This is a genomic window from Microcoleus sp. B9-D4, from assembly GCF_036705105.1.
Lineage (GTDB): Bacteria > Cyanobacteriota > Cyanobacteriia > Cyanobacteriales > Microcoleaceae > Microcoleus.
The window spans coordinates 84,869-100,947 of sequence record NZ_JAUBTS010000023.1; the positions used below are offsets into that span (position 1 = coordinate 84,869).

The following is a 16,079-nucleotide window of genomic DNA, read 5'->3' on the forward strand; positions in this document are numbered from 1 at the left end:
AAGAAATTATTGGTCAGTTCTCTTGGGCAGATAGCGCGATCGAAAGTTATAAGTTTTCACAGGAACTTTAATTGATATCTCCACAAGCAGCTACTTTTGATAGAGTGCAACTTAATTCCGGCTCGGTACAATAAGCATAGTAGGATGCAACTAGCGGAGGTATGGATGATGAACGCAGTTATTGCTACTCTTGGCACTGCTCTCGGACTGAGCTCAATTTTTATCGGTTTGACCCCGGCGGTTCTCGCCCAACAAAGACTGCAACCAACGCCCCAATATTCGGAAACGACTTTATCTGGGGACTCGTTGAGGACTGTGGAGGACAGAACCTTAGACTCGGACTACCAAAACTTGATTGGGGAACCAGAAACGGCGGCTAATTCTGCTAGAAGGGAAAGAAGCTTGGGCGACACATTTCGCCTCAAAATCGAGGGCCCATTGGAATTTATTACTACTCCTTCGGACGCCCAGCGTCAAGGAAATCCTTTACCTCCAAAACAAACCGACAGCGGTACAGAAGCGGGAGTTCAGCTTCAGCTAGGACTTTAGCAATTTTAAATAAATTGATGTGAAGCAAACGAGCGATCGCGGAACCCAATTTTTGATGCTCGGAGTTATTGTGACTGCGATCGCTTTTTTATCTGAGTTTTATCACCAGTTTTGTGCGGTTTCCATCACACATGGTTCTCTATTGTGAACCTAAAATTAGACCAATTAAACTTCCGATACAGACTGATTAGATACATATCTTTACAATAGCGCATAAAACTGGCGGTGAAGGTGATGGGAAAGGCTCAACTGATCGATTATTTGCGGGGAGAGTTGGCGATCTCGAATTCTGCCATCGCCGTTGCTCTCCGACACGGTGAACAAGATGCCAGCGAACTGCCAATGGTTCTGTGGCAATACGGGTTAGTGACACTGGAACAGTTAAACCTGATTTTTGATTGGTTGGAAGCTCAGCCGACTTAGCAATTTAAAAATCCTGAGTTGAAAAATATGGATATCGGATAGCAATTTTTTGACACATAAAGCTTGCACAAGCGGTCGTCGAAAAGTATTGTAAAACTTCATTGAGTTTATAAGCAATTATAAACAATAATGGTATTATGTTGTGAGTGTTGAATAAGGAATACGCACAGCCTGAAGAACGGAAATCTCAAATGCAGTTAACAGAGAGGCACATCATTAAATCCACGGAACATCGTTTCGCCCAAATTGACGAACTAGCCTTTAAATCCAAAAACCTCTACAATGCCGCCAATTACGTCATTCGTCAGAACTTTATTTATGGATGGGGTTATGTCAATTACAACGAAATGAATCGATTGATGAAATTTCATGAAGCGTACAAGGCAATGCCAGCTAAAGTCAGTCAGCAAATCTTGATGATATTGGACAAAAACTGGAAATCGTTTTTTGAAGCGGTTAAAGCATACAAAGTGGATGACTCTAAATTCACTGGTCGCCCGAAACTGCCGAAGTACAAAGATAAGTTCAAAGGACGAAACATTCTCGTCTACACGATTCAAGCAATTAGTAGCAAATTTCTAAAGAAAGGAATTATTAAACTTTCGGGTACGAATTTTTCAATTAAAACCAAGGTAAATCCCGATCAAATCTGCCAAGTTAGGTTGGTTCCCAAATGCGATTCGTATGTAATTGAGGTCATTTATGATGAACAGGAGTCCACCGCCAGCGACGACAATTTTGTAGCTAGCATTGATTTAGGACTGAATAACTTGGTGGCGTTAACTTCAAATCAGCCGGGTTTCACCCCGCTCCTGATTAACGGGCGACCATTAAAATCAATTAATCAGTTCTACAACAAGCGCAAGGCACAGCTACAACCCCAATTAAAAGGAAATCGAAAAACTTCACCTCGCATTCAACGATTGACTCGCTGTCGCCATCAAAAAATTGATAACTACTTACATCATGCCAGTCGCCTAATTGTTGACATTTTAAGGACGAAACAAATTGGAACGTTAGTAGTTGGCAAAAATGAACAGTGGAAGACTGAGATTAATTTAGGGAAACAAACCAATCAAAACTTTGTCAGCATTCCTCATGCTCGACTAATTGAAATGTTGGAATACAAAGCTCGACTGGTTGGGATCAAGGTAATTTTACAAGAAGAATCCTACACATCGCAGGCTAACTTCTTGGGTCTTGACCTAATCCCTGTTTATGGGAAAACAGAGAAAGAGCCGATGTTTACGGGTAAACGGATCAAGCGAGGTTTGTATAAGACATCGACTGGTCAGTTAATTAATTCCGATATCAATGGATCTTATAATATCCTCAGAAAAGCAATCCCAAATGCGTTTAGCGATGGGATAGTGAGCTGCGTAGTTGGGCCAATGCGGGTTAATCCGCTCAAAGTAAAACGGAAAGGGGAGGGGCTGACGCCTTCCATGTCATTGCAATAAATGACTATAGTTTTACCAGCTATAGGGTTGAGTGTTTAGGTTGAGGGTGGGTCTTATTTTTTCTCAAACATAAAAATACAAATATACACTAGGGACACAGCAGCGCTGTGTCCTCATTTTTGTTGCCGCCTAAAATAAACTGCTTTCAATCTGTCGAAGAGGCGATCGCACTCGGCATCAAACAGACGGCATAAAACAAACACCAGCAACTTTTAGGCTGCCGGGGCTTGTCTTGTTTAATGTGGTGGCGGGAAGTGGATTTGAACCACTGACCTTCGGGTTATGAGCCCGACGAGCTACCAGGCTGCTCTATCCCGCGTCGCTTTTTGTCTCTCTACTAATATAACCATATCTTTCTGAAAATTGCAACCCCTAAATCAAAAAAACTTTTTAGATTGTGGGAGGGGTTGCTGAAATCGGCGAGCGAGTCTCGATCGCCCTAAAGCATCGAAACTTCCCCGATTACCTCCAAGCGCTTGAAGTCACTGAGAGTTAGGTAAGTCTCCGCCAGAGTTTCGGCGATCGTCGGAGTAATCCACCCCAACTGCTTGAGCAAGTGAATCGCCACAGCAAATTGAGCACGCTTTCCCCCATCCGTCACCTTAATTGCCAAGCCCATGCCTTCGCCAACGCGGCCAATGCACTGCACCCCTTCGGCGCCGGACTTGCTCACCAATTCCCCTTGAGTCAAGCGCATCAGTTCTGTGTCAAATTTGCCCTCACCAGCAACCATCATCGGGTGATGAGTCATAGCGCGGACAATCCGCTCCATCTCCACATTGTCGCCGGAGGCCAACTTAGCGTACAAAGACGCCATTTGCCCCAACTGCAACAGATAGGTAGGAGCGCCGCAGTCATCGCGAGCGCTGATAAACTCTTCGGCAGGCATTGCCAGCAAGTCAGCCACTTTGCCCAAAATAAGCTGCTGGACAGGATGTTTGCGGCGCAAATAAGTGTCCAGAGGCCAGTGCAGTTGCTGGCAGACAGCCAGCATACCGGCGTGTTTGCCGGAACAGTTGTATTGCAGGGCGCTCTTTTTGCCTTCAGGAATGGGGCATTGAAGTTTAGATGGGTCAATGTCGCAGCGCCACAGGACGTTAAATACCTGTCGCGATTGCTCGATCGTACCTTGATGGGAACTGCAAATAATCGCTAAATCTCGATCGGTCAATTCGTAGCGTTCTAAAGTGCCAGTCGCCGTCACCGCCAAAGCTTGAAAAGGCTTGAGTGAAGAACGGACAAATGAGGCCGTTTCCGAGTTACCAGCAACAGACAGAACGCGCCCGCGGTTGTCGCAAACAGCGGCCTGGGCGCGGTGCCTCGATTCTACAATACCTTCGCGCAGCAGTGTGACTTCCAGTTCGGGAGCTTGGGTTCGTTTTCCCCTTGTCATATCAATTTTAGATTTTAGATTTTAGATTTTAGATTGGGGCCGGTGGAAGTTATGAGTTGCGAGCTGCCAGTTAAGAGTTATAAAGTTAATCTTTCTGCGATCGTTTCTGACTCATGCACTCCGTGTCCACAGGTTGGCTGTGCGCGGCAATCTCAAAACTCAAAAACTCCCTTCCCGAACCGATTACAAACAACTCCAAGTTAGTCCCCCGGCAACCAGCAACACTGTCAAACCATAAAATGTCTGCCGCAGACGCCTGAGAATTGGTTCTAGTTGGTAGTTGACAATCAACTGGTCTTGAAGCAAAACTTCGGGAGTTTTAGGCCAAGATTGACAATCGTACCAGCCAGACTCTTCGTAGACGACCGTGGGATTTGAAAGGCGCGATCGCACGTAGAACCAACCCAAGTAGAGTCGCAGCAAAGCTAATCCTAGAATAAAACTGGCACCGGCGGCACCGCTGAGGACAAACTGAGCTGGATACTTGACAGGAGCAAAGCTAGAAGCAGCTATCGGCCCGGATACCAAGCAACTCCAAGCCCACACCCAAGCTAGTTTTGCCAGGTATCCTGGCCAATTGAGTGTTACCCAGCTAAAAAACCAGGATTCTTTAAGTTCTTGGTATTCATTGATCGGTCGCTGTTCTTGCGGAACGGGACAAATAGAAGCAGAAACGTTTTTCACATTAGCCATCCTCACGGCGTGGGGGAAAAGTCAATGCGTTCGGCGTGTCCCCAGAACGCTTCTAAATTGTAGAACTCCCGCTCTTGAGGCTTCAAAATGTGAATGATCGCGTCGCCGTAGTCCATGACGACCCAACTAGCGTCTGATAGGCCTTGTGTACGAAGTGGCAAGCGTTGCCACTCTTCTTCCACTTGGTCTGCTATCGCTTGGGAGATGGCTCGTACCTGCACGTTGGAAAATCCGGTGATGATCGCAAAGTAGTCTGCCAAAAAGCATACTTCTGACACGCGGAGCAATACAATATCTACTGCTTTGCGGTCATCGGCTGCTTGGGCAACGGTCATGATCAGGCCGCGAGCTTCGTCTGGGGAGGTGCCGTCCGTTGCTGTAGACTGAGCCCTGGAGTATTCGAGTTGAGTTAGATCAGACATTAAGTGTTTAATTTCCTAATTGATACGGTAAGGGGGAATCGGTGCGTTTTCGCGATCGGTTGTTGGCAGTTTGAGACGGGAAATAGGAGTTAGGTTGAAGCCAAAAGTAAGGACAGGATTTCTGGTAAATTTTACTTTTAACTTGTGATTTGTTCGATCGACTTCTGGGTCGAATTTCCTGTTTCCGGCGATTCGCGGGCCATTTGCAGCGCCCAATTCCGCGTAAGTACGGTGCGGGGGTGGATGTAGCAGCGAGTTTCTAGCAAATATTTAAGAGAATAATCGCTAGTTTGCCACACGGCTGCATAAAGATTTTGCAAGCTTGCCTCGCGCAGTGCTTCTAGTTCGGCTGTGTTGCCCCGGCTCGGCTCTATAGTGTCTGCTATAAATACGGTACAACTGAGCTGGCTCATGTTTGGTCTGCCGAGGGTGTGATTGGCGATGGCGTCCAAAATTTCTCGATCGACCACCCCGAATTCGTCTCTGGCGACGATCGCGCTTGCGTCTGCGTGCAGCAAATGCGGGTGTGCTTCCAACACTGAGTCTAACTCTAAACCTTCCTTCTGGGCCATTTGCAGCAGCAGTTGAGGTTTGAAGTATTTTGCCAAATCGTGCAACAAACCGGCCGATCGGGCTTTTGCTTCGTCGAGGCCGTAATGGCGAGCCAAGTCACCTGCTACTTGTTCGACTCCGAGGATGTGTTTGATGCGGGCAGCAGGAACGCGGTCTGAGAGCCAAGCTAGGACGTTTTCGCGCGCGGGTGCAAGTGCCAAGTATTAACTCCGAAATTGTATAGTGTCTTTTATTTTAGCGTTTTGTTTCGATCGGCTGCGGTGTCGGGCACGCAGGGGTGTGGTGATATCTGGGATGGGGAGGAGTGAAGGGGACGAAGGGGGCGATCGGCTTTAGCTGAACAATCCAAATATGTGTTAAACTGAGTGGCTGTAACGACAAATTGTAGTTACAATATCTAGTGACAATCAAGGTATGGAATTTGAGTGGGATGAGACTAAACGTCTTACCAACCTTAGCAAACATGGAATTGACTTTATCGACGTTCCATTAGTTTTTGATGGAGAAATCGTTACGGTTGAGGACGAACGATTCAGTTATGGGGAGCAGAGGTTTGTGACTTTTGGTTTGTTGCAAGGGCGAGTAGTCGCTATTGTCCATACAGAACGAGAGGAATATACCCGCATTATTTCCGCTAGAAAAGCAACTAAATATGAACAACGAATTTACTTCGAGCAAATCTCAAACTGATTGGGAACGCCTAGATGCCATGACTGATGAAGATATTGATTTCTCTGATTGCCCGGAAATTACGCCTGAAATGTTTGCTAAAGCCGTAGTTCGGCGAGGCTTGCCCAACCCTAAGACTAAAGCTCAAGTTACCTTACGCATTGACAGTGATGTTTTGGAGTGGTTTAAATCTCAAGGTCGTGGTTATCAAACCCAGATCAACGCCTTACTAAGAGAATACATGAAAGCCCATCAATAATGGATTTGCTATTTTTTGTAATTATTTCATTTATTCTACTTTTAGTCAGTGCCATCCAAGGTTATTTTATAGTTGCTCCACTTCTGGCTTCGATGGCAATTTAGATTGCCGTTTTGCTGAAAAGGGGATTTTCGCTAAAAAGCTTAATCGAAATGGCTGTTATTGGCCGTCAAAAACCTTTATCAGTTATCGCTATTTTAGTTTGAATCGGGCCAGTAATGGCTGTCTGGAAGGCTGCGGGTACAGTTCCGGTGCTGGTATATTCGGGAATTAAATCGATCGATCCTCAGTCTTTCATTTTTTGGGCGTTTATCTTAACGAGTGTTCGTTCTGTAGTGTTCGGAACATCTTTTGCCACTGTAAGCACGGGCGGTTTCAAGCGCTTATCTTATTTCGGCAAAGGCTCCAATATTTTCTCCGCATGACTCGCTGCCACCGCCGCAAATAAAGCTTCATAATGATTCAAAGCTTCCTCAAATCCGTAATTCTCCACAGCATAATTTCTGCCCTGCTCGCCCAACGCATCCACCTTAGCAGGGTGCAAGTACAAATCCTCAACAGCCTCAGCCAAAGCCTGCGGATCTTCCGGCGCTACCACCACCCCGCCACCGCTTTGCTGCACTGCTTTCTGGGCCGTACCGGTTTCGGGAACCGACGCCAAAATTGCCCGACCGCTGGCGAGAATTACTTGGATTTTTGAAGGCATATTGAAGTTAGTAACGCGGCGCTTTTGTACGACTAAACTAACATCCGCAGCAGCTAACAATTCGGGCAATTTTTCTCGCGGTTCAAATGGTAGCAGCATTACATTATTAGCTTTGTAAGTTTCGCAATCTTGTTGCAAGCGCGCCAAGGCTGTTGATTCCCCCACAATTACAAAAGCGATTTCTGTTAGGTGTTTCAAACGAGCCGCTGCTTGGACAACTGTTTGCAAGCCTTGAGTTAGGGCAATATTGCCAGCATAGAGAACGACAAATTTGCCCTTGAGTTTGTGAGTTTCTCGAAATGAGTTACTTTCCTTGGGTAAGGGCCGAATGAAATTAACATCAACCCAATTGGGAACGCAAACTATTTTTTCCGGGGGTACTCCCTGAGAGTGCAATTTTTTGACAAAACCGCTGTCGATGACGCTGACTTGGCTGGCTGTGCTGTAGGCAAATTTTTCTAAGGCGTCAGCAATGCCAACTAGCAGTCCGTTTTTTTTGACCAAGCCGACGCGCACGGCTGCTTCTGAGACGATATCCTGAACGTTGAGGACGATCGGGCAAGCGCGAATCCAGCCGTAAAAGGCGACTGGGACGCAAATCGGTAAAGGGGGCATTGTCGAGAAAATCACGTCGGGACGCCAGCCTCTGAAGGCTTGGACGGCGCTGGAGACGACAAAACTGCCGTCTAGGACAAGTCGGTCTAGGAGGCTGGGGTGGGGGCCGTTGACGCGCAGATAGCTGCGCTGAATTGTGACGCCGTTGTGTTCTTCTGTGAGGTAAAATTTGCCCTCATATTGCGGATAAATCCGGCGCTGGGGATAGTTGGGCATTCCTGTGACGACTCGGACTTGGTGGCCCCGCTTGACTAGGCCTTGCGCTAGTTCTGTCATCAGGGGGGCAATGCCGATCGGCTCTGGATAGTAGTTATAGGAATAAATTAGAATACGCATAATATTTATTTTGAAGCCAATTGTCCTGCAGCCGCGTGCATCAAGCCTGCACCCGCAGAATTGCAGAGGATGTGGTTGGGTTCCGGGTAGGACAATAGGGGGCGAGGGGATCTTCCACTCCTTGCGAAAGAAGCCGCCCTTACCGGGCGGATATCGCGCCCTCAGCTAATGTTTTTTCGCATTACCAGGCAGTTGCGGCGATCGTCGGTACGGATATACCGAAGGTCGTCTGTGAGCTTGTACATGAACACCAGTCCCCTTTCTCCTTCTCTGTCCAAAGGATCGCGCTGCTCTTGCATGATCGAGTGCAGCTTTGCTTCTAAGTTGAAGGGTTGACCCCTGTCCCAAATCCTAATTTCTAAGTAATCGGCAAACACTTTTACCTCAATGTCTATGGGCGTCGTGGGGGGCAAGTTCTGGTGAGCGTGGCGGACAGCGTTTGTAAAGCCTTCGTTGATTATCAGCCGGCACTGCCACCAGAAATCCGCTGGCAACAGGGGCAAAACGATATTCTCCAACCATTCCAAAACGGATGTTAAAGCATTCAGGTCTGTTTCAACCTGAATGTGCGGCTCAGCCTTTGGTTGCTTGTCTTTCATCTTTCTTCCCCCTGGTCGGCCCCCACCACCGCTGTACTCAGCGCCGGAGGGAGATAAAAAGGAGGGCAAGGTCTTGGCAACATATTAGTTAAGTCAAGCTTGAGTTGAAGAAGCCCGTTTTGCCTCAAGGTGAGCATTCCTTTCGCACCATTTACTCGCACAGCAAATGAGAGACTTCTGATACTGTAACCCGCCTCGGTAGGGCGTTTAAATAGGGAAAATTTCCGAGTCAGCTTGGGAGGCAGTGATTTAAGCTTCGACCGTGTTAGGAGTCGCTACTTTTCTAAACACAGGTGAGTTCTTCTCGTCCTCGAAAATCATGCTGGGCTCATTCGATTATGACCTCGAACTGGCTAATTGCTAATTATTAATGCTCTGATTCCAGAGCTGGCAACTAGCTGTGCATTTTCTGGGCGTGTGAATTTTAACACTTAATGCTAACGTAGGTATCGCTAGCGATCGTCTGCTTGACTAAGTATCAAGTTTGAGTTCCCGCCGCCCGTCGGCAACAGCACCTGAAAGTTCAGGGCTGGGTTGTTGAGGGCTCCTACACAGCGCCACTATTTTTGTTAAACAGGACTGTTACAGTTTTAACAATTAGTTTCAAGTCATACATCAGGCTCCAGTTTTGTTGGTATTTTAAATCTAAACGGATGACATCTTCAAAATCGCGGACTTGAGAGCGACCGTTGACTTGCCATTCCCCTGTCATCCCGGGTTTGACATCCAAACGCTGCCACTGAGGGACTTCGTAGCGCTCAACTTCGTCTGGCGTTGGCGGTCTGGTGCCGACTAGACTCATTTCGCCTTTGAGCACGTTCCAAAACTGCGGCAGTTCGTCGAGACTGGTTTTGCGTAAGATGCGCCCGACTTTGGTAATCCGCGGGTCGTTGTCATTTTTGAAAAATGCGCCAGAAGCTTGGTTTTTGATTTGGTCTTTCATGGCTTCGGCGTTGGTACACATCGATCGAAATTTCCAAATCCGAAATTGTCTGCCCATCCACCCACAGCGGGTTTGACCGAAAAATATCGGGCCTGGATCGTTGATAGTGATGGCTGCTGCTATGGGTACGAACAAAATTCCTGTAATCATCAAACCGACTATTGCCCCAACAATGTCTATCAGTCGCTTCACCCACGACTGCACTGAGGGGTGGGTCATCGGTAGGTGATTGTCCGAGGGGTTGGTCTCTATGGGAGTTGAGGTTGCAGAGGGCTGCTCGATCGTCAGCACTTGATCTAGGCTGGTGAGAGCAAATACTGCCATCACCTGCGGCTTGAGGCTTCGGAGCACCAAGTCGCTGCCGCGCTGTTTGGCAAATTTCAGATTGCTGACTAAAGCACCTATCCCGCTACTGTCTATGAATGTCGTCTGACTGAAGTCTAGGACAATTTTGCTGGGAACGGTGCTTCCCGAAAAAAGTTGCTGGCAGGTTGTCTTGAAGTTTACGGCTTCAAGTACGCTCAAGCGCACGGGTATGTGAACTGAGGGAATCTCGTCCAAGTAAGTAACCCGAAAATCTGCCTCTGGGGTGTGACTGACCATGAAGTCCTAGTTTCAAATTTCAAGCTGATGTCTTTAGCCTATTCTGTCCTAGCAGCTCCACCTTTACCAAATATTATGGTTAACAAAAGGCTAGCTTTATACAAACTTTACAAAAATGCCTCCAAACTCGCCCGCCGAGAATGATATCAAAGGCAAAAATAGACTTAAGTCTACCAAAGCCAGTTTTGGCCCAAAGATTTTTGAACGCAGTCGCTGCCAAACTTTGACATCGGAATCAAGATTTTTGTGGATTCAGGCTGATTAATCTTGTCGTTAATAATTTTCGTGCATCTCTTGCACCGGATAGCCACCTAAGTTAACAGTTAACAGCTAACACAGAAGTCAACAGTTAACCGTTAACTGGAAAACCCCGGTAACAAGCGTCGGGGGATGAGGTTAAGAATTGTAGACGTTTTCTGACTGCGAGGTTTCGCGGGTGATGGGTTTGACTTTGGCTTTGGCTTTGGCTGCGTTGCGTTTGAGGGCTTGGAGGCGAGCTTCGTATTTAGCCCGCTGCTGTTTTTTGGAGGTTTGCTCGATTAAGGTTTTTAAGGCGCTGCCGAGGCTTTTGTAGGCGTTTGGGAGAGTGTAGCCGAAGCGAGTGGCTAGGGCGAGGGCTTTTTCGTCGGCGTCTATTGCTTCTTTTAAACTTTTCTCTCCGTTGTTTTTTTGGTAAAGTCTCCAGCCGGAGACACCGCACAGGGATAGGGCTAATAACAGCAGCAAGCCGTCTTGCACCCAAAGTTCGCCGACGGCGCCGCCTAAACCAATGGCGAGGGCTGCCATTTCCCAACCGTCTCTGGGGATGGTGTCGTTTTGGATTCTGGCGACTTCGTGCCAAAATAGGAGGTTACGCTGATCCATTGCTAGCTGTTCCCAGCGGATCAGGTCTATTTGGATTTCTACCTGGTCTTTGCCTATTTCTTCGCTGCGGATCAGGGTAGGATTAACTTCTATTGTTTTTTCTACTGTTACCCAACTTTGGAGTTCTGGGGGCAGTATGTTTTTCAAGCGCCGGATCTCACTCATCTCGGCTCTTGCTGTAGAGGTTGCATAGGATGTCATAGCTCCGGCCTATTGATTTTCCAAAGGTTAATATGTGTCTATTTCTGGAGTATAGCAAACCTTGAATCCAAATATAGTCGAGTAACGGGGGTCGATCGACCAATACTTGCAATTTTACTTGATTTTAGTCTCAGGGGGCGATCGCAACTGCCGACTCGATCATTTCCTTTGGAGTATTTGAGCGAGGGACTGACACTCATCTAAGGGATACAGTACCAGTTATCCTACTGCTATTTCTGGCTTCGGCTTTGATCATCTTTCTCTGCCAAAATAGCGTTTTTTGTGAATAAGTTATCGCTGTTTTCTCCATTTTTATACCTTGGCTGTGTGCCCGGTTAATTAACCGCTTTCAATATTCTATAGTAACTTGACCATGATTTAAATATTACATCATAACTTCACATAAAAAATATTTCTACTTCTGATAGATTTTGGTTTTCTGGTTGAGACAGGAAGTCGAGGCGTTGCGGAAATCTTTTTAACCGTGATATTTTAACTTGAATTCCGCGATTCCCGGCTAAGTATTTTCTGTGAGTTTGTGCCAGAAAAGTTGTTGAAACTTCTAATCGTTTTTCTATTTCTAGATAACTAAATCCTTTTAATCTGAGTTAAACAGCTTGCCCTTTCTTCCATTTTATGATATTTTTATAGGCGCTAAAATCTTGCAACTATTCTAGTTGTTCCTCTATCTTATCTTTTTTTTACGGTGCTGATTAACGGTATAAATTATTTTTTTCGGAATCTAAAAAAGTCACCCTACTTGGCTTATGGCAATTACGAACTATTTAATTCATACCTTTATTAAGCAACGCTCAATGATTAAAGTGACTTGAGAAGACCACTTTCCAACTGATAAATTGCTGCCATAATTCCGCTTTCAGGATTTGTAAGCAGGGACTTTTTGACATCTTTCAAGTATTCTACAATGTGTGCCCGTAAAATCGGTCTTTCTACTTTGACTGTGTGATTATAATCCCACAAATCCCAAATGATAATTCCGATGCCGACAATCGGGTCGATTAAACTTACTCCCAACTGACTAGCAACTGTACCGCCTGTTTTTGTTGCTACCTTGGCGGCGGCTTTGCTGGCAACTTTTGCGGTAACTTTACTACCAACTTTAGCTGCTACTCCCAAAATTAAGGGTTTAGCCACTAAGTAGCCACTGCCGCCAACTAATACTTTTAATGATAAATTCGAGACGTTTCCTTTGTCGCTAATTGTGGTGGCAATATCGTTCAGATATTTGTCCCACTGTACTTGCGGTATATTATAATTGTTTTGAACTACTTTCACATTCTTGCTAACTTCTGATATATACAAATTAGCAGTATCTTGAGTGATTAATTGAAATCGCAGTTGAGCGTTTTTGGGTACCAGCACGCGGTTAGCAAATTCTCTTTGAAAGTCTTCAGTTAATTTTTCGGAAACAGCACGAGATGCTGCTGTCATATCAAATCTGTTGAGTACGGCAGATTTCACGAAATTAAAAGGTACGGTAAACTCCATCTTTTTTTGAGTGAAGTAATCAAAGTACCAATCGAGGAAACTATTGTCAACTCTTGCAATTACTTCGCTTTCCCATTTGTCCAATTCTTTTGAGGCGAAAGTTTCGGCTGTTATATGGGATTTTTGGATGGCGTTTTTTATGTCTTGGTTGACTTTGCTGAAATCGTGTGGCGGCGAGACTACAACTGCTGTGGTTCCGGTATTTGTTAGTGACTGGGAAATTAGAAAGTTACCGAATAGGGGAATGATGACTACGAGAATTACGATCGTCCAAATCATCGGTGTCACAGTTTTGATAAACTGACCGATAACTCTGAGGCGTTCTGTTTTCTCTGAATAGCTAATTTCTTCCTTGTCTTGACTCATGGCGGTTTCTCAACTGATGAGAGTTGGGCTAGTTTCGATTATAGGCGATCGTACTTGCGATCGTGTTACGGGCGTGTGGCCTGGGATTCTGGAAAGGTTGGGGAAAAGTCCGCGCGAGTAAAGCTACCCCAAAGGGAATTGATTCAAAAGTACGAGCGCACTCTTCATCCGCGTTAATCTGCGTTAATCTGCCTGCATCAGCGGTTCATAAAAAAATAAAAGAGCGTGAAGCGAAGCTATCCCGAAGGGAATCGCCCTTTAACCCTCCCTCAAACTCGATCGTCCTTTATGCTAAACATCAGTCGCAGGTAAAGGAATCTCCTCGCCGTACTCATAAGCAGTCTCTACCCACAATTCCCTAGCTTCTTCAATGTTCTCCGTCGCTTCCGACAAAGTTTCCCCCACAAACATACAACCCGGAAGGTCTTTTATTATGGCTGTATAACCTTCAGATTCTGGATAAAAACTGATAGCATATTTCAGGCTCAACTAATAATCTAGAGATTTAAGCTTGACTTTCATCTTTGAATTACAATGTATCAGGGGCAGATTGAATCCCCTTCAAAATACTTACTTCTAACTGATTAATGGCTGTCATGATGCCACTTTCGGGGTTCTTTAACAGTGAAATTTTAACTTGATCCAAGTACGCTAAAATGTTCTGACGCAAAATCGGTCTTTCTACTTTGACTGTGTGATCGTAATCCCAGATATCCCAAATCAATATACCTACACCCACAATAGGATCTATCAGACTAACCCCAAGCTGACCGGCAACGGTTCCACCAGTTTTTGCTGCCATCTTTGCCGCAGCCTTTCCAGCAAACTTGGTCATAACTTTACTTCCTACTTTGCCTGCCAATCCAATAAGTAAAGGCTTAGCGACTATGTAACCGCCACCGCCAATTAATACTCTTAACGAAAAATTGGATAGAGTACCCTCCGTGTCATTAATGGTTACAGCAATGTCATTCAGATACTTTTCCCACTCTCCTTGAGGGATGTTATAACTGCTTGGAATGCCTTTAATGTTATTGCCAAGTTCCGAGATATACAAGTTAGTGGTTTCTGTACAGATTGACTCCAATCTCATTTGTGCAAGTTTGGGAACCAGTACCCGCTTAGCAAATTCTCTTTGAAAATCTTCAGTTAACTTCTCAGCAACTTTTTGAGATGCTGCTGACATATCAAATTTATGAGTTACAGCAGAAACAATAAACTTAAAAGGAGTCGCAAACTCCATTTTTTTCTGATTAAAATAATCAAAGTACCAATCTAAGAAGCTATCGACGCGCCCGTTTAATTCTCCTTCCCATGTATCTAACTCTTTAGAAGCAAAATTCTCAGCTAGAGCGTGGGATTTTTTAATAGCACCTTGAATCTCTAGGTTAACTTTGCTCAAGTCAGGAGGGGCGGGAACCGTAACTGTTGATATTGGAGATGATAATGAGCGGTTAGAAGTTACCGACTGTGAAATTATCCAGTTACCTAAAAGTGGTATAATTACCAAAATTATAACACCCGCCCAAATTAGAGGGGTCACTGCTTTGAGCAACTTAGTTAGGACTTTTAGTCGGTCGGTCTTTTCAGCATAAGTCGCGTTTTCATTTACTACCTGCTGCTCTAATTTAATTTGACTATTTGAATCGATCGAGGGGCTGTCGGCTTGATTGGTAACATTAGTAACTGAGGCGATCGCGGGTTCGCTGGCAGGCACACCCTCTAAATTCTGACTAGGCTCGTCGCTCATATGAATTCCTTTGTTAAAGAGAACTAAATTATTTATTTTCAGCGCTTTCTTCAGATGTCAAATATTCTTTTGTCTCGGTTGCTAAACGCCCTGTTGGACCTCTTTCAACTATACTTGACTTCTTTAAGAAGAGTCCCAGTATCAGTGCCCCTGTGACTGGAAAGAACCAGAACAGAATCAAGGAAAGGAAAGCTCCGATCGCTACTCCTGCCTGTTCTGCTTCTGTTGAAGCTTGGCTGCCAACTCCTATTATAGTTAAGACTAGCGAGGCAAACATAAAAACTGTCCAGAAAATGGCAAAGCTTTTCAGAATATTCCAAGCTGTGCCACCCTCGCGCACTTCACCAACCATTAAAGGTCGTCTAGCGATGTAAACCGGCAATACGATCGGCCCTAACAAAAAAGTTCCAAGCGCCCAAGGAACTATCGCTTGCTTTTTCAATATAAGTGAACCCAATTGTAAATTTCCTATTGCCCAAGGAAAAGTTGGATCGATTTTTCTTTTTAGTGAATCCTTATATACCCAAAAGGCAAGAATTCCATAGATTAATAAGTAAGACACAGATAGCTCCTTACGACTTATTAACAAATATTAACTACTTTTAATTTTGGCGGTGAACGTATTCCCTGTCAAGTCATATAAAGTTGGATAAAGTAGGTATTTTATTTTGAATTTAGTTGAAAAAAGCTGGATTTAGTTGGTTGAGTTGGAAAAAGTTATATTTAGTTATGTTATAATAGAATGAAAAACTTACCTCCAACTGACCGATGGATGTTGAAGAAATCTTAGAATTTGCTGACCATCTGGTTTTTGCCATGACGGGCAAACACCTAGATAATCTGCAAAAGGCTATATTGCGGGGGGCGTGGGACAATCAAAAATATAAAGAAATTGCTAGGCATCATCATCGCTCTGAAATATATGTTAAAGAAGTTGGCTTCCGGTTGTGGCAGCTACTTTCAGATGTATTAGGTGAAGAACTAAATAAAACAAATTTTCGGGCTGCGTTAGAGCGACGCTGGCGATTTTCTCAACTTTTGCCATTTTGGAAAGCTTTTGTAGAAACTAATAAGCTGCTACGCAGCTAAACCGGATAAAATAGCATTGCCTTTATTTTTGATTTTTCGATCCCATTTGATAACCAT

19 protein-coding genes and 1 tRNA gene are annotated in these 16,079 nt (G+C 45.0%); 7 read left to right on the plus strand and 13 right to left on the minus strand.

Translation table 11 applies throughout. The annotated features are described in order from the left end of the window. Nucleotides 1-165: 165 nt before the first annotated feature. The 3 genes from QUB24_RS16140 to QUB24_RS16150 all read left to right on the plus strand — a co-directional run bounded on the left by QUB24_RS16140 (nucleotide 166) and on the right by QUB24_RS16150 (nucleotide 2,432). Entirely contained in the window at nucleotides 166-549 is a 384-nt protein-coding gene (locus QUB24_RS16140) for a hypothetical protein (RefSeq protein ID WP_333154167.1), read from the plus strand. A gap of 234 nt (nucleotides 550-783) precedes the next feature. After that, nucleotides 784-972, plus strand: a complete 189-nt coding sequence (locus QUB24_RS16145) for a DUF2949 domain-containing protein (protein ID WP_333154168.1) — start codon at nucleotides 784-786, stop codon at nucleotides 970-972. 191 nt (nucleotides 973-1,163) lie between these two features. Further along, nucleotides 1,164-2,432 carry a transposase gene (locus tag QUB24_RS16150; protein WP_333154170.1) on the plus strand — a complete coding sequence of 423 codons (1,269 nt, stop codon included), beginning with the start codon at nucleotides 1,164-1,166 and terminating at the stop codon, nucleotides 2,430-2,432. A gap of 242 nt (nucleotides 2,433-2,674) precedes the next feature. On the opposite strand, the gene QUB24_RS16155 is transcribed toward QUB24_RS16150, so the two are convergent. The 5 genes from QUB24_RS16155 to yqeK all read right to left on the minus strand — a co-directional run bounded on the left by QUB24_RS16155 (nucleotide 2,675) and on the right by yqeK (nucleotide 5,713). Next, nucleotides 2,675-2,751, minus strand: a tRNA-Met gene (locus QUB24_RS16155). 120 nt (nucleotides 2,752-2,871) lie between these two features. Next, nucleotides 2,872-3,825 (minus strand): asparaginase, encoded by a 954-nt coding sequence (locus QUB24_RS16160; RefSeq protein ID WP_333154172.1) that lies wholly within the window; start codon nucleotides 3,823-3,825, stop codon nucleotides 2,872-2,874. 183 nt (nucleotides 3,826-4,008) lie between these two features. Next, nucleotides 4,009-4,518 carry a CGLD27 family protein gene (locus tag QUB24_RS16165; RefSeq protein WP_333040353.1) on the minus strand — a complete coding sequence of 170 codons (510 nt, stop codon included), beginning with the start codon at nucleotides 4,516-4,518 and terminating at the stop codon, nucleotides 4,009-4,011. Between the two features lie 2 nt (nucleotides 4,519-4,520). After that, nucleotides 4,521-4,940 (minus strand): ribosome silencing factor, encoded by a 420-nt coding sequence (gene rsfS / locus QUB24_RS16170; RefSeq protein WP_333154174.1) that lies wholly within the window; start codon nucleotides 4,938-4,940, stop codon nucleotides 4,521-4,523. Nucleotides 4,941-5,077: 137 nt separating this feature from the next. Then, nucleotides 5,078-5,713 (minus strand): bis(5'-nucleosyl)-tetraphosphatase (symmetrical) YqeK, encoded by a 636-nt coding sequence (yqeK, locus tag QUB24_RS16175; RefSeq protein ID WP_333154176.1) that lies wholly within the window; start codon nucleotides 5,711-5,713, stop codon nucleotides 5,078-5,080. Between the two features lie 214 nt (nucleotides 5,714-5,927). Here yqeK and QUB24_RS16180 point away from each other — a divergent pair, with 214 nt between their 5' ends. Together QUB24_RS16180 and QUB24_RS16185 are read left to right on the plus strand one after the other, a co-directional pair. Then, nucleotides 5,928-6,203, plus strand: a complete 276-nt coding sequence (locus tag QUB24_RS16180; protein ID WP_333154177.1) for a BrnT family toxin — start codon at nucleotides 5,928-5,930, stop codon at nucleotides 6,201-6,203. After that, the gene (locus QUB24_RS16185) at nucleotides 6,166-6,441 is read left to right on the plus strand and encodes a BrnA antitoxin family protein (protein WP_333154178.1); all 276 of its coding nucleotides are present in this window, start codon (nucleotides 6,166-6,168) and stop codon (nucleotides 6,439-6,441) included. Before QUB24_RS16180 ends, QUB24_RS16185 begins: the two co-directional genes overlap by 38 nt. A gap of 388 nt (nucleotides 6,442-6,829) precedes the next feature. Here the strand turns inward: QUB24_RS16185 and QUB24_RS16190 are convergent, their stop codons facing one another. From QUB24_RS16190 to QUB24_RS16200, 3 genes are all read right to left on the minus strand, one after another. Further along, nucleotides 6,830-8,098, minus strand: coding sequence for a WcaI family glycosyltransferase (locus QUB24_RS16190; protein WP_333154179.1), 1,269 nt, complete (start codon nucleotides 8,096-8,098; stop codon nucleotides 6,830-6,832). A 161-nt stretch (nucleotides 8,099-8,259) separates the two neighbouring features. Further along, complete coding sequence (locus tag QUB24_RS16195) at nucleotides 8,260-8,697, minus strand: ATP-binding protein (protein ID WP_333154180.1); 438 nt, start codon at nucleotides 8,695-8,697, stop codon at nucleotides 8,260-8,262. A gap of 547 nt (nucleotides 8,698-9,244) precedes the next feature. After that, complete coding sequence (locus tag QUB24_RS16200; RefSeq protein ID WP_333154181.1) at nucleotides 9,245-10,243, minus strand: sugar transferase; 999 nt, start codon at nucleotides 10,241-10,243, stop codon at nucleotides 9,245-9,247. A gap of 115 nt (nucleotides 10,244-10,358) precedes the next feature. On the opposite strand from QUB24_RS16200, the gene QUB24_RS16205 reads away from it, so the two are divergent. After that, entirely contained in the window at nucleotides 10,359-10,508 is a 150-nt protein-coding gene (locus QUB24_RS16205; RefSeq protein WP_333154183.1) for a hypothetical protein, read from the plus strand. Nucleotides 10,509-10,639: 131 nt separating this feature from the next. On the opposite strand, the gene QUB24_RS16210 is transcribed toward QUB24_RS16205, so the two are convergent. From QUB24_RS16210 to QUB24_RS16230, 5 genes are all read right to left on the minus strand, one after another. Then, complete coding sequence (locus QUB24_RS16210) at nucleotides 10,640-11,308, minus strand: DUF3318 domain-containing protein (RefSeq protein ID WP_333056576.1); 669 nt, start codon at nucleotides 11,306-11,308, stop codon at nucleotides 10,640-10,642. Between the two features lie 819 nt (nucleotides 11,309-12,127). Next, nucleotides 12,128-13,183: a hypothetical protein gene (locus tag QUB24_RS16215; protein WP_333154185.1), complete on the minus strand. Its 1,056-nt coding sequence runs from the start codon at nucleotides 13,181-13,183 to the stop codon at nucleotides 12,128-12,130. Nucleotides 13,184-13,474: 291 nt separating this feature from the next. Next, nucleotides 13,475-13,672 carry a type II toxin-antitoxin system HicB family antitoxin gene (locus tag QUB24_RS16220; RefSeq protein WP_333154186.1) on the minus strand — a complete coding sequence of 66 codons (198 nt, stop codon included), beginning with the start codon at nucleotides 13,670-13,672 and terminating at the stop codon, nucleotides 13,475-13,477. A gap of 40 nt (nucleotides 13,673-13,712) precedes the next feature. After that, entirely contained in the window at nucleotides 13,713-14,933 is a 1,221-nt protein-coding gene (locus QUB24_RS16225) for a hypothetical protein (RefSeq protein ID WP_333154188.1), read from the minus strand. A gap of 28 nt (nucleotides 14,934-14,961) precedes the next feature. Beyond that, complete coding sequence (locus QUB24_RS16230) at nucleotides 14,962-15,495, minus strand: hypothetical protein (protein WP_333154190.1); 534 nt, start codon at nucleotides 15,493-15,495, stop codon at nucleotides 14,962-14,964. Nucleotides 15,496-15,701: 206 nt separating this feature from the next. Here QUB24_RS16230 and QUB24_RS16235 point away from each other — a divergent pair, with 206 nt between their 5' ends. Then, nucleotides 15,702-16,022 carry an ATPase gene (locus QUB24_RS16235; RefSeq protein WP_333154192.1) on the plus strand — a complete coding sequence of 107 codons (321 nt, stop codon included), beginning with the start codon at nucleotides 15,702-15,704 and terminating at the stop codon, nucleotides 16,020-16,022. Nucleotides 16,023-16,079: the final 57 nt, after the last annotated feature.